General features: G+C 66.7%; 12 protein-coding genes and 1 pseudogene. 3 read left to right on the top strand and 10 right to left on the bottom strand.

The features are described from left to right. Window positions 1–219 precede the first annotated feature (219 nt). The 4 genes from M2271_RS42060 to M2271_RS42045 all read right to left on the bottom strand — a co-directional run bounded on the left by M2271_RS42060 (window position 220) and on the right by M2271_RS42045 (window position 3,461). On the bottom strand, window positions 220–1,698 hold the full coding sequence (locus M2271_RS42060; RefSeq protein ID WP_280892756.1) for a UvrD-helicase domain-containing protein: 1,479 nt from the start codon (window positions 1,696–1,698) through the stop codon (window positions 220–222). Further along, the gene (locus tag M2271_RS42055) at window positions 1,695–2,171 is read right to left on the bottom strand and encodes a hypothetical protein (protein ID WP_280892755.1); all 477 of its coding nucleotides are present in this window, start codon (window positions 2,169–2,171) and stop codon (window positions 1,695–1,697) included. The genes M2271_RS42060 and M2271_RS42055 overlap by 4 nt, the downstream gene beginning before the upstream one ends. A gap of 2 nt (window positions 2,172–2,173) precedes the next feature. Further along, window positions 2,174–3,025: a DUF6083 domain-containing protein gene (locus M2271_RS42050; RefSeq protein WP_280892754.1), complete on the bottom strand. Its 852-nt coding sequence runs from the start codon at window positions 3,023–3,025 to the stop codon at window positions 2,174–2,176. 172 nt (window positions 3,026–3,197) lie between these two features. Continuing rightward, window positions 3,198–3,461, bottom strand: a complete 264-nt coding sequence (locus M2271_RS42045; protein WP_280892753.1) for a helix-turn-helix transcriptional regulator — start codon at window positions 3,459–3,461, stop codon at window positions 3,198–3,200. A 169-nt stretch (window positions 3,462–3,630) separates the two neighbouring features. Here M2271_RS42045 and M2271_RS42040 point away from each other — a divergent pair, with 169 nt between their 5' ends. Then, window positions 3,631–4,659 (top strand): hypothetical protein, encoded by a 1,029-nt coding sequence (locus tag M2271_RS42040; protein ID WP_280892752.1) that lies wholly within the window; start codon window positions 3,631–3,633, stop codon window positions 4,657–4,659. Between the two features lie 158 nt (window positions 4,660–4,817). Here M2271_RS42040 and M2271_RS42035 read toward each other — a convergent pair. From M2271_RS42035 to M2271_RS42025, 3 genes and pseudogenes are all read right to left on the bottom strand, one after another. Next, window positions 4,818–5,229, bottom strand: a pseudogene (locus tag M2271_RS42035) (IS256 family transposase); the annotation flags it as partial. Between the two features lie 375 nt (window positions 5,230–5,604). Then, window positions 5,605–6,012, bottom strand: coding sequence for a hypothetical protein (locus M2271_RS42030; protein ID WP_280892751.1), 408 nt, complete (start codon window positions 6,010–6,012; stop codon window positions 5,605–5,607). A 39-nt stretch (window positions 6,013–6,051) separates the two neighbouring features. Continuing rightward, a complete protein-coding gene (locus tag M2271_RS42025) occupies window positions 6,052–6,999 on the bottom strand; it encodes a hypothetical protein (RefSeq protein WP_280892750.1) in 948 nt (315 codons plus the stop codon). Between the two features lie 194 nt (window positions 7,000–7,193). Here M2271_RS42025 and M2271_RS42020 point away from each other — a divergent pair, with 194 nt between their 5' ends. Further along, window positions 7,194–7,799, top strand: coding sequence for a DUF917 family protein (locus M2271_RS42020; RefSeq protein ID WP_348539239.1), 606 nt, complete (start codon window positions 7,194–7,196; stop codon window positions 7,797–7,799). A gap of 586 nt (window positions 7,800–8,385) precedes the next feature. Here M2271_RS42020 and M2271_RS42015 read toward each other — a convergent pair. Further along, a complete protein-coding gene (locus M2271_RS42015) occupies window positions 8,386–8,583 on the bottom strand; it encodes a hypothetical protein (RefSeq protein ID WP_280892748.1) in 198 nt (65 codons plus the stop codon). A 768-nt stretch (window positions 8,584–9,351) separates the two neighbouring features. Beyond that, window positions 9,352–9,774: an RICIN domain-containing protein gene (locus tag M2271_RS42010; RefSeq protein WP_280892747.1), complete on the bottom strand. Its 423-nt coding sequence runs from the start codon at window positions 9,772–9,774 to the stop codon at window positions 9,352–9,354. A gap of 603 nt (window positions 9,775–10,377) precedes the next feature. Between M2271_RS42010 and M2271_RS42005 the strand changes: the two genes are divergently transcribed. After that, the gene (locus M2271_RS42005) at window positions 10,378–10,626 is read left to right on the top strand and encodes a hypothetical protein (protein ID WP_280892746.1); all 249 of its coding nucleotides are present in this window, start codon (window positions 10,378–10,380) and stop codon (window positions 10,624–10,626) included. 201 nt (window positions 10,627–10,827) lie between these two features. On the opposite strand, the gene M2271_RS42000 is transcribed toward M2271_RS42005, so the two are convergent. Further along, on the bottom strand, window positions 10,828–11,592 hold the full coding sequence (locus tag M2271_RS42000; RefSeq protein WP_280892745.1) for a hypothetical protein: 765 nt from the start codon (window positions 11,590–11,592) through the stop codon (window positions 10,828–10,830). Between the last annotated feature and the right edge of the window lie 526 nt (window positions 11,593–12,118).

Raw genomic sequence — 12,118 nt, 5'->3', positions numbered from 1 at the left:
GATTCGCTGTCCCCATGGGGAGTCGTGATCGCAGGGGTGGGGAATTACATGACGCTGATCATGCAGATCGTGGGGAATTGCCTGACCGTCGACACCATTGAGGACTTCTCGCATGCGCCGTCACCGACAGAGGCAGCCGCCCGTCCCTTGCGTTCCGTGCCGCTGCTCTCCGTGCATCTTCCCGGCGGAGGCTCCGAACGCCAGGAACCGCCCTGGGCATCACCGCGGTGGCTGAGGACCGGCCGATGCTCCTTCCGGATGCTCGTTGATCCAGGACAGGCCGCCGATGTCGAGGCGGCGCCGGGTACGGGTGACGGCTACGTAGGCCAAGCAGGCCTCCTTGTCGTCGATCCGGCGGACGGTTGCCTGCCCCGTGTCGTGCGGCTGCCCCTCGGAGGGTGGGGCGAAGTCGTCGGCGATCTTCACCTGTGCCCATTCCCGGCCTTTGGCCTTGTGCGCGGTGGAGACGGTTACCTCGGACTGGTCTTCGGGCGCGAGGTGGGCCACGGCGGCCAGGATGGCGTCCGCGCCGTGGGTGTCGACCAGGTCGACCAGGGGCTGCAGGTCGCGGCCGGCGGGGTCGTAGGCGGCGTAGTCCTGCAGGTCGCCCCAGGTGGTGAACAGCACCAGTTCGGGGTGGGTGGTGCGGCGTCCTTCTTTGAGGTCGCGGGCGGCCAGGGCCAGAGCGCGCAGGCTGTCTCCTCCCCCGGCCAGCGCGACCCGGTGTCCGCCGGACAGCAGCTCCATGACCTGGGCCATGGCGCCGACGTTGGTACGGCACAGGACCGCGTCGGGCCGGGTGACGGGGCCGAGTTCGGTGGGCACGGTGTCGGCGCCGGTGAGACGGATGGGGGCGTCGGCCAGGTGCAGCCAGCGGTTGGCTTCCTCGGCGAGGCGGGGGCCGAAGCGGAAGGAGCGGGACAGGGCGAGCTGGGTGCCGTCGAAGCCGGCCATGACGTCTTTGGCGCCGCGCCAGTGGTAGATGGCCTGGGCGGAGTCGCCGACCATGACCAGCTGGGCGTGGTCGCGTTGGGCGAGGAAGATCTTCTCGACGACGGGGTTGGTGTCCTGGGCCTCGTCGAGGAGCAGGAAGTCGGCGTCGATCTTCGGCTGGGTGAGGGCCCAGATCTTGAGGTAGTGGTCGTGGTCGAAGCGGACGGCACCGTCGTCGGGGTGCTGCAGGTCCAGCCATGCCTTGCGGGCGAACGGGACGAGGTGGGCGGCGAGTTGTGCGTGCAGGCTGGGCTCTTCCAGGCCGCGCAGGTGGGGGATGTGGTGGCGGGTGATCGTCGCGTCGGCGGTGTGGCAGAAGCGGGCCACGGTGCGCAGGGTGACATAGGAGAGGGTCTTTTGGGACAGGTCGCGGTCGCCGACACGGATGGCTTTGGTGATGCCGAGGGCTTGGCCGGTCTGCCAGGCGGGGCGGCGGGCGGCGCCCAGGCGGCTGGCGTAGCGGTGGCCGACGGCGGCGTAGGCCAGGGCGTGGGCGGTCTTGCACAGGACGCTTTTGGGGAAGCGCCTGGTGGCGTCCTGGGCGATGGCCCGGTTGTAGGCGAGGTAGCGGCCGCGGCGCTGGGTGGCGTGGGCGAGCTGGGTCAGGGTGGTGGTCTTGCCGGTGCCCGCGCCGGCTTGCAGGGCCAGGTGTTCGCCGGCGTGGAAGGCGTCGGCCGCGGCGGCCTGTTCGTCGGTCGGGTTCAGCACGGCGCGGCTCCGGATGTGCGGGTCAGGCAGTGCCCGACGGCCGTGAGGAGATGGGCTGGGGCGGTGTGGGCGAGCAGGTGCTGCAGAGCTCGTTCGAGGCGGTCGGCCTCGGCGTCGGCGTGCTGGGCCAGGGCCCGGTGAACGGCCAGCTCCAGGAAGCGCTGGGGTGTTTGTGCTGCTTGGTCGGCCGCCGCCCTGAGCGCGGTGTGTGCGGCGGGCGCGAAGGCGACGTTGAGGAGGACCTTGCCGCTTCGGTCGGGGTAGTGCGTGGTGATGACGTCGACGGGCAGCCGTGTGCCGATCTGGTGGCGCAGTCGGGTGAGGGCTTTTCCCGGGGTCTTGGCGCGTACGACGGTCATGAGCCGGGTGGCGTCGCGGTTGGGGGCGAGCGGCATCGTGCGGGCGGCGTGGTGGAGCTCGGCCGCGGTGAGGGGCCGGGTCAGGGTGATCTCCAGGGCGTGGTGCGCCATCGTCACACCTGGCCGCCGGGGCCGTGCGGAAGGCCGGTGCGGATGTGGGCTGCGTGCAGGAGGGGGTCGAAGACCTGCCATCTGGCCAGGGCGAGGTCGGCGGCGTTCGGCGCGGCGGCATGGGCGGGGCAGTGCTGGGTGCGCCAGCGCAGCTGCTCCCCGTACGGCAGGCGGCTGAGGTCGTAGACGGCCATCGGTCCGGTGGGCAGGGTGAGTTGGCCGCGCTGGGGGCCGGCGGGCAGGAGCTTCCAGACCCCTTTGGGGGTGCCGGGAGCCAGTACGGGCAGCGGACAGCGGCGGCGGTGCCGGGTCTGGGCCACACACCGGATGTCCTCGATCGGCCGGTCGGCGAGATAGCGGCCCAGGAGCAGCTGCACGACGGGACGGGCAGGCCGGGCGCTGCCGGGGGCCGGCTCGGGTGGGGGCGGCGGGGCCGGGGCGAAAACACCTGAGTCGATCAGGCGGCGGGAGCGGACGCCGAGTTGGCGGCGCATCTCCTCGACGTGGGCGGTGAGGCGGACGGTCGGGGTGCGGGCCGGGCAGAGCACGGCGTGGGGGATGCGGCACCAGGCGCTGCCGTCACCGTGCGGGTGGGCGATGCCGCAGCTCAGGTGCCAGCGGCAGGAAACGGGGACGAGGGCAGCGGCCAGTTCGGCGGGGTGCAAAACGATGGGGCGCTGGTCTGCGCGCTGGTAGAAGTCGATGGGGTTGCCGCACGCGCGGCAGCGGCTGCTCTGGCCGGTGCGCAGCAGGCGGCTGGGGCTGGTGGCGGCCACGCGCAGCGGGCGTCGGGGTCGGGCGTCGCGGGGGCTGCCGTCCCAGCGGCATGCGGTGGATGCGGAGTTGGGGCACATGGCGGTGAAGGTGCCAGGCGGCGCGCCGCTGCGCCTGGACAGCTGCTCACGGTGTCCTGCGGATGGCGCAATCCCGGGGAACGCCCGCACGAGTGGGCGAACCTGTGATCGAGGGCGGGTCGCCTGTTCAGGTGATGTCGCACCTGGGCGACGGAGGGGCCTGACGGGCGGTTCACGGTTGCGGCGCGCCGGGTGGGGTGTGGTCTGCGCACAGGGAGCCGAGAAGCTCGTCGATGGGGACGCCGAGGGCGTGGGCGAGGGCGTGCCAGGTGGTGACGCTGCCGGTGGTGCGGCCGTGTTCCAGGTCGATGAGGGTGCGCCGGGCCAGACCGCTGCGGCGGGCGAGTTCGTCGAAGGTCCAGTTGCGCTCGACCCTCAGGCGCGCGAGTGTCACGCGCAGCGCGGCGAGGTCGGGGTCGGGCGGCAAGATCGTCACCCCACCATCCGACGGTGCAGAACCCTGCCCTGTCAGTGCAGACCTCTGCACTATTTGCTAGGGAAGGGGTGACAGTGGCGGTGTGGGGATCGCTGCTGCGAGGCGCTCCCCTCCCTCCTTCCGGGACGCGCCCGTTCGACGGCCCGCAGATCGGAGGACAGCGAGCCCGATGAGGCTCTCCACGCACGAGACGGTGCAGCGCATCTGGACGGTTCAGCTGCACCCGCAGCCGGGCGGGCCGGTGCTGACCTGCCCTCAATGCACGCTGCACGGCTACCGGCTGCAGGCCGCCTCAGCCCGCTCCGTCGCCCTGACCCACCTGGCCCGTCACGCCCGGCGCGATGTGCTGCCCCGGCACTTGCGGACCTGCCAGTGCCGGGCCCGCAACTGTTCCTGGCACCCGCGCCACCGCGGCTGCGCCGGCCCCGTTCTCCTGGCGCTGACCTGCGACCGCAGCGGACGCGTGTGGCGCCTCGCGGACGCATGCGCCGCCTGCGCGGCCGCCACCACCAACACCGCCGTCGTACCCGACACCCTGCCGGCCTCCGCGCACGCACGGCCGGCCGGTGCGGCAGCGCGCACTCGTCCCCCGCACGGACCGGGCGAACGGTTGCGCGTGCGGGAAATGCTCACCTACCTCGGGGTGGCGCTGCCCCGCTTCTCCTCCCCCGCCGCCCGGCTGCTGGCCCTGCAATGCGCCCTGCGCGCCGACGGCCGAGGCCGCGTCCGGCTCCCCAGCGGTCTTCTGCGCAGCATGCGGCTGCACGGCCGTGCCGAGCTCTGGACCGAGCTGGAACATGCCGGGTGGCTGCGCTGTTCCCTCCCGCGACGTGCCCACGTGGAAGCGCATCTGCTCGATGCGGACATGCAGACCCAGACATCCGGTCGTCGTGTCCGCGCCCGCGCATCCCACTGGGCCCTGCGCCCCGTCCCGCTGGTCGCGCCGCGCGGGATGTCCCCCGCGGTGCAGCTCACCGCTCTGGTGCTGGCAGCCCACACGTCCGACGGCTTCGGCAGCGCGGAAGTCGACGTCCTTGCCCGGCTCGGCGGTCAGTCCCCGCAGCAGGTGGAGGATCTCCTCGACCAGCTGGTCCGTTGCCGTCTCCTGGCCGCCTGGCAGCACCTCAGGGAACACGACGAGATCTGCTGGCGCCTGCCCGAACGCGGCGCACCGAGCAGCACCGCACCAGGAAAGTGACCTAGGTTCTGTCTCTTTGGTCAGCGTCGGGTCCATATGTGAGAGTGCCGGCGAGGTGGAGTGCGGCCTGGTAGGCCATGGCGAGCTTGTCGGTTCGGGAGGCCAAGCCGCGCCCCTGCTTGAGGCGGTTTGAGGTGGATGCTATCGGCCCAGACCTAGACGTAGTCGGTCGCGGAACTCGCCGAACGCCTCGTAGTCAGCCCGCCACTGGGGAGTCAGACGGGTCCCTGTGGCCGGGGACAGACCGGCTGCGGAGCCGAGGACCTGCTCGAGCGCGGGCACAAAGTCGCCGGATGACGGGCGTGGAGGTAGAGCAGGGGCAGCACCGCGCGTGGCCTTCACCTCGACCGTCCCGGCTGCGGTCATCACCTTCCTCGGCTGGTGATAGCCGTTGCGAACCACCAGACGGCGCCCCCTCTCGTCTTGCTGGACGACCATCTCGGCTATGCAGAAATTGACCTCGGCCTCCAGCGCGGCGGCCAGCATCCGTCTCGCACCCTCCCGGGCGATCTCGTCGATGAGCGAGGAACCGTCGCTGGTGGTGCCGTCGGCGTTGACTACGCTAAACACGGGACGCTTTCCCGACCGGTGTTCGCAGCACTGGCCTACTCGATGACCATCAATCGATCGCTCGGGAAGGTACGGCCCTTCGCGTTCAACCCGAGATCGATCCACAGGTCCCGAGCATTACTCGAAGAGGTCGCTGTCGTTCTAGTCACTGATCGTCCAGGTCCGCCCTACACGCCGGTTACCGACCTTGCCGGCGTGATGTCGTCCGGGTGCACCGGTTTCAACGTCAGCAACATCTCCAGCACAACCGGCAAATCAAAGATCGAAGTTTAACCATGCCGACAGCGACGATGCGGCAGGAATCGCGATGCGTTAGAAATTTGTTGAGGCTGTCGCTCCGGACTGCGAATTGCGTGGGCGCGACTCGCGCGGAGCCTACAATAAATCAAGGGGTTTCGCCCCTGCGGACGTGAGGGAATAGAGGGACTCGACTACGTTGAAGAGGTCCACTGCGCTTCCGTTCTCGTCGATGGCATAGCGGCCAGGGTCGCGAAAATAAAGATTCGACCATTTCCCCGAGTAATCGACGTTCAGCATCCGTTCGAGCGGATACAAGCCGAGCAGAATACTGGGGCTCGATTCACGGGAAGGGGATGCTTTCTTAATTTGATCAAGGATACGGCCGGCTTGCTGGAGTATCTTCCATTCCGAAAAATTCTCAACCAGAATACCCAAATTCAGCCCAATTCCCTCAAGGGTACTCGCTGCACGCAATTCCTCTACGACGTAGCTGGCAGGGCCGAGCGCCGATAGATCGGTCGGCGGTGCGAATTCAAGCAGCAACTTCCAGGCTGCGTCTTTGGAAGTTAGTAGGGCAAGGGCCTACTCAAGACTGAGTGAAGTTTCCCTGGCAACAGCATCGTATATGTACGGAGCGAGATCATTCAACGCTTCGGACTCACGTATAGTGACCTTGCCGCTCGATATGCCCTGAAGTCCTACAGAAAGACGATTCCGGAATAGCTCGGTCAGGCGGGCGTGACGAAGGTCGACTAGATGGATCCAATCCAAGGCCAGACCGGAGTCCACAAGGCCGTTACGGAAGGCATCTAGCAAATAGAAATAGTATTGCACGCGCGGTATGTCGACTGTGATCGTCAACGACGCGGCGGCGGGCAAGGTGCTCACAATATCGGCGATGACTCTGGTCTGCCGGAGCACGGATTCGTATTCGTACAGCGAGAATTCGTCATCCACCTGGACCTGCGTGAGGCGACGGGGTGGAGGACCTCCTTGCGCGATGAGAATATTGTATAGTCCGCCGGACTCGTCAAAGAACCGCAACGCGCGGTTGCTGAACAGGCAGGGGCCGGTCACCAGGTTAATTTTGTTCACGTTGGTCGGTGCGACGGGAAGCTGCTTAGCGCCTTTAAGGTGCAGGAAATGATGCTGCTTTTGGCGGAAGCAAGCCTGCCCAAAGATGACGACGGACCCTCTCTCTCCAATTTGAATCCCCAGCGCACTGTCACCACCTGTCGGATGACCAGTTCCGAAGAATTCGCCAACGCGTTTGAGTCGGCGTGTTGCACGCGTCGACGCCTGAAGGATCTGTTCCTCTCTTCGCCCGTTTGCGGAATTCTCGGACCCCAAGGGAACGAAATAGATTCCCGCAACCCCGGGGATAGGGCGGATCCCTCTTTCGGGATTCAGTGCGTTCCATCGGATCTGCGGAAGCCGCGTGGCACATTTTGATTGAAGAATCACGGCTACGTGCTGAGGGATGGCCACATGAGACGCCCTGCTGCTGTTGTTCTGGTAGTCGCTGCGCATCGGAGGCCCCTCTTTCGACCTGCAGTGATGCTGGGACGAGTATAATCCAACTCGAGACCCTGTCGTGGCGATCACTATCTAGCAAATCACATGTCTTGCGTTCTCTCAAGCGCATGACCCCTGTTTCATCGCGCCGCTAAGGAGCCACAGCACGCGACGGTGACGGCGATGGCCGAGCGAGGGTGCATCCGGTGATGGCACCGATGTCACAGGGTTTCAGAAAGGACAGTGACATGCGAGAGCTGAATGTGGCTGATATCGCTGACCTAGCTCGGGGAGCTGCCATTCTTGGCTCTGGCGGAGGCGGAAATCCATACATGGGGGAGCTCATCGCCAAGCGCGCCATCGCAGAAAATGGCCCGGTCGCGGTAGTGGATGTCGCAGAAGTACCCGCAGACGCGATCGTGGTGCCCGACCGGCACCGGGCCGGTGCCCAAGCTCCGCAGTACCTCTTGCGCAGGACGGAGCTCCAGCACTGGTTGCCCCGGCGACGTCGGCTCGACACCGTTCGGGAGCAACCAGCGCGCGTCCATCCCGCACTTGCCGAGTTCCTCTACGAGGGAATCGGAGCGCAGAGTCACGGTGAAGACCAGGAAGTCGGCGATGAGGGCGGCGCACTGGGCGGGTTGGAGGGGATAGATGCCCCACGGTGGGGTGAGCCGTCCGCGAGCCACGCTGTCTCCGCTGGAGAAGCAGATGCGGGTCCCCGTCGTCAGGCGGGCGCGTCGCAGCAGCGACGAGTACGCGGACTCGAAACGTTGGCCCGCCTCTTCCTCGCCCCATCGGTTCCTCGCCGCTGAGAAGTCGAAGGCGAGCAATGCCCTGCCACCGGGGATCTTCATGGTCTGGATGCCGCGCCGATGAGCCAGGCTGAGCGCATCCGCGAGCGCGGGAAGGTGGGTGGCGTATGGCACGCCGGTGTCCACCAGGCGGGCACGGATATCGCCGGGGAGCCGGCCGAAGTTCTGGGTCGCCTCCGCAGCGGCCTTCAGGCGCAGGTCCTGGACGCGGTCGCGTGCGTTCGGGTTCGACTTCAGCTCGTGGAGGTAGATGTTCTGCCACCCGTCGTCGCCGTCGTGGAAGACGGTGGCATCGCCGATACGCAAGCAGTCGGTGAGGTCGTGCAGCAACGTGAACCGGCGGTGGTCGCGCCATTGTTCGGCGGCGAACTCGATCTCGTGCTGCGTCCCCTTCTTGTCCAGGTGCATCGGCCCGGGCGACTCGTTGCGGCACAGAGCGAGGATGTAAGAGCGGTTGTAGCCCAGGACGCGCCAAGCCAGCGCGTCACCGATGGAGCGCAGCTGGCGGATGACCCGCTCGTACACGTCCAGCTCCAGCTTCCAGGCGTCAACGTCGTGCGGGTCGCCCTCAGGCAGTTCCGGAGCGTCAGGCGGAAGCCTCTCCCCCCTTTCGCAGGCGCTTGGCCACGCGGGATCTTTCCGCCCGGGCCTGGGTCGCCGTCAAGGTGGCCGACAGCAGATTCTCCTGGAACGCGACGAAGTCGCCGAGGTTCTGGCACATCCGCAGATCGCTGATGAAGCCCGGCAGACTCTCCACCGTCTTCACGTGCGCGGGATGCTGCATGACAGAGTCGATTCGCGCGGGGGGCATGTTGCTCAGGAGTGGCACGCCCCAACTATCCCAAGTGTCCCTTGCCCTCCACCAGGCGTTTTACCGAGTGCCAGGCAAGCACCACGAGAACGAGGTCGCCGCAGTTTGAGGGAGCGCCACCCGTGCGGGAGTACGCCAGCAGCCTGGCAGCGTCCGAGGGGCGCAGGTTGTCCCCGAGCCCGGAGTCGCGAGCGCTGGCGTCCGTACGCGATCCGGACTGGGTCGCCAACCGCTCACGGAAAGAGCGCGAGTAGACGGAAGGTCTCCGACTCCCTTACTGGCATTCGACCCGCTAGAGGACTTCGACAGCGCAAGGCCCGGACCAGGTGTCCGGGCCTTCGTCGTGCCCCGGAATCTTTCCTCCCGGCCGCTGCTGTTCGTGCCCCGGCTTCCGGCCCTACGGGGTGAAGGAGCCGTGCCCGCCAGGACGAGACGCAAGCACCTGAGTCCTGTCACTGTCCCGCTCGCTCAGCCGAACTCACCCCGGAGGCAGTACCGATGATCACCCGCCAGACACCCAGGGCAACACCCGCGCCGATCGCCGCTACGCTGGCTTTGTCGACGAGAACGAGCAGCAGTTGTTCACCACTTCCGGAGGCACTACGCCCGGCCGCTGTTCGATGTCCCGGCGTCGGAGGTGACGTTCTCCGCCACCCCGGCCGCAAAGTTGCCGGAGGCCGAGGAGGAGCCGGACGCAACGGAGCCCCGCCGGGATGACCGGCGGGGCTCCGAGGGTGCGGCTCAGCCGAGGCGGAACTGCTGGTTGGGCTTGCCCTTGTCGGTCCACTGGACGAGCTTGACGCCGTCCTCGGTGCCCTCGGCGAGGACGGACAGGATCTTGCCGCTGTGACGTGCCTCCAGAGAGAAGTACCCGTCGTCCTTCTGGACGAGCTTCCACTCCTGGTTGGTCTTGGCCTTATTGGTCCACTGGACGACTGCGGCACCGTCCTCGGTCTCCGAGGCGATGACGGACAGGGCCTTGCCGCTGTGCACGGCGATGACGTTGTAGTACCCGCCCGTCGTCGCCACGAAGTTCCAGTGCTGGTTGGTCTTGTTCTTGTCGGTCCACTGGACGACCTCGGCGCCATCCTCGGTTCCCGAGGCGACGACGGACACGAGCTTGTTGCTGTGACGGGCTACCAGAGCGGCAGTGAACACGGCCATGACTTCTCCTCTACGGCGATCACTCGACAGCACCAGTAGAGACCCTTTGCCTCGCCCATATCTCGACATCTAGGCATTATAGCGAAAAGGGGACATTAGGTGGCTCTGAAGAATCGGCAAGATCTCGAACGTCCGCCCGGCGGACCGCGCTTCACCGGGCCGCACATCTCGGACGCATGGATGCTCAGGTCTGAGTGACGGCCTGAGGACTCCGCAGCAAGGCCGTGCCCGCAGTTCGAACAGCGGCCGGGCGTGGTGCCTCCGGAAGTGGTGAACAACTGCTGCTCGTTCTCGTCGACAAAGCCAGGTGGCTATGTTCACCAGAACCGACAGCAGATGTTCACGAGACCGGGAGGCGTCTGCTCTGTGGAGGAATCGAACTAAGCAGGTGTGTTGACTTGCCCGTACCGGGAGGGAGGGCCATCTCACTGGCCGACTTAAAAGGGCAGCCGCGGTCAGAAGAAGGAGCGCCTGGTCCCGCTCATCAACGGTTCTCGTGAACTCCTCGAATGGTGGCTCCAGGGCCCGCGGTGGGAGTTCGACGGGCACCTCGATGAGCCCGGTGCAAAGCTCACCCTGACCTTGGTCGCCACGTTCCTTCTGATGCAGATCGCCGATCGAGTGGCGGATGCGGCGGCACGGGGACCCCTGTCCGGCTCCGAACTCCACGGGATGAGGGTCCAGCTCTTGTTCGACGCCGCAGCTGCCGTCGCCGCCCTGCTCACGACCACGGCACTGTCGATCTACAAACCTCGCGGCATCACCCGGTACGGATGGCGGGTGCAGCAGGCGCAGCGAGCCCATCGGCCCGGCGGCGCGAGCGTGGAAGCGGGCGCTCCTGCGCGCGCCTGATCAGGCGTTCGCCATCTCAGCGCGATGCGGTCGCCGCTTCCACGGACATCGGGAGCGCAACGAGGGCATCGCCCGGGTGCCCACTTCCAGCAGATGGCTGCCGAGCCGATCGGCCCCGACCCACCCGTTCACGTCTCCCTCCGCTCCGGACCCCGGGGCGGCCGGACCACTCCGACCGCCCCGTTCACGGCAGTTAGGACGTCAGTTCGCCCAGTACACGAACGTGATCACCTTTTCGCCCTTGCCGAAGTCACGGACGTAGGTGTCGACCCCGGACTCGTCGGAGTGCTCCATGCGCTTGCCCCAGCTCGCCTTGCTGTTGCCGACCGCCGGGACGGCCTTGGTCAGGCCGACCGTGCCGGTCGAGTCGAGGTGCGAGTAGATGGACGAGAGCTGGCTGTAGTCGTGGGAGTTGGGGTGGAGGTTGCTGGGCGGGCCGGAGGGGTTGTTGGTGTAGTCCATGCAGGTGCCCAGGTTGGCGTTGGTCTGGTTCGTGTCCTGGTGATCAAGGCCGAAGGTGTGCCCGACCTCCTGGCACATCACCATGGTTCTGTACGCCGCCGTGTTGTACGTCGAGGTGTTGAAGTACGTGTCGTTGACCTGGACCGTGCCCGAGCTGATGTGGGTCCCGCCGCTCAGGGATATCGAGGCCAGACCCAGCCAGCCGTTGCTGCCGTAGGTGCTGTTGCACACCTCGACCCGCCCGCTGGTGGCCCGGCAGGCGCTGTTCGACTGCCCGGTCACGACAGTGGTGTCGAGCACGGCGGACGAGGACCAGTCGCTCGACGCGGTGCTCAGGTAGCTCTTCCAGCCGGAGCTGAGGTTGTCGCCGAGTTTGAGGGTGAAGGGGCTGGAGGTACGGGCCCAGTGGTAGCCGCCCCATGAGTGGCTGGCCTGGGCGGACGTAGTGAACGTCAGGGTGGCGGCGGCCGCGGTGAGGGCAGCGGCGAGCAGCTTCATACGCACGAGGGGTCTCCTCAGTGATTGGGGGATGAAAGCCACACGCGACCCCGGACGAACCCTCTTCGTCGACGGCACAGCCAAGGTCGCGAACTACCGTGCGGTGGTGCGGAAGTGACTGACCGTGCGAACTGGAAGGCATTGCGAAACGTGCCTGTTGTGCAGATACGCCGGTGGGACTCCAGTCGATTCAAAGAACTGAATCACTAAGTAGATTAGAGGATCACTTCAACTCTTGTCATGCACACCCAAAGTAAAGAATGTGCCAACCGGCCTCACAGGCAACAACCTTGAGGCCGGCCCCGACTCCGGGTCAGGGGCAATCCACAAGCACAGAGGTGTCGCCGCAGGGAGAGTGGTGGCGTAAAACTCGCCACCGAGGCCCACTGTGCGGGCAGCGCGCCTGGAGAGGCGGCCGATCGCATCGCGCACGGCGGCTAGTAGGACTCCGTTAGGTTGCTCTGGGTCTTGGGTTTGGGCTGGTGGTGGACGTTCTGGGCAGTGGGCGGTGGCAGGTGGTGCAGGTGCCGGT

The sequence above is a fragment of the Streptomyces sp. LBL genome (genome assembly GCF_029893585.1).
Lineage (GTDB): Bacteria > Actinomycetota > Actinomycetes > Streptomycetales > Streptomycetaceae > Streptomyces.
The sequence above is the reverse complement of the archived record's forward strand: the minus strand, read 5'-3'. Positions and strand labels throughout refer to the sequence as shown.

Bases quoted from the DNA above. Each gene is read 5' to 3' on its own strand.
- M2271_RS42055 (WP_280892755.1), bottom strand. From the start codon at position 2,171: ATGGCGCACCACGCCCTGGAGATCACCCTGACCCGGCCCCTCACCGCG.
- M2271_RS42040 (WP_280892752.1), top strand. From the start codon at position 3,631: ATGAGGCTCTCCACGCACGAGACGGTGCAGCGCATCTGGACGGTTCAG.
- M2271_RS42025 (WP_280892750.1), bottom strand. From the start codon at position 6,999: ATGCGCAGCGACTACCAGAACAACAGCAGCAGGGCGTCTCATGTGGCC.
- M2271_RS42050 (WP_280892754.1), bottom strand. From the start codon at position 3,025: ATGTGCCCCAACTCCGCATCCACCGCATGCCGCTGGGACGGCAGCCCC.
- M2271_RS42010 (WP_280892747.1), bottom strand. From the start codon at position 9,774: ATGGCCGTGTTCACTGCCGCTCTGGTAGCCCGTCACAGCAACAAGCTC.
- M2271_RS42020 (WP_348539239.1), top strand. From the start codon at position 7,194: ATGGCACCGATGTCACAGGGTTTCAGAAAGGACAGTGACATGCGAGAG.
- M2271_RS42005 (WP_280892746.1), top strand. From the start codon at position 10,378: ATGCAGATCGCCGATCGAGTGGCGGATGCGGCGGCACGGGGACCCCTG.
- M2271_RS42015 (WP_280892748.1), bottom strand. From the start codon at position 8,583: ATGCAGCATCCCGCGCACGTGAAGACGGTGGAGAGTCTGCCGGGCTTC.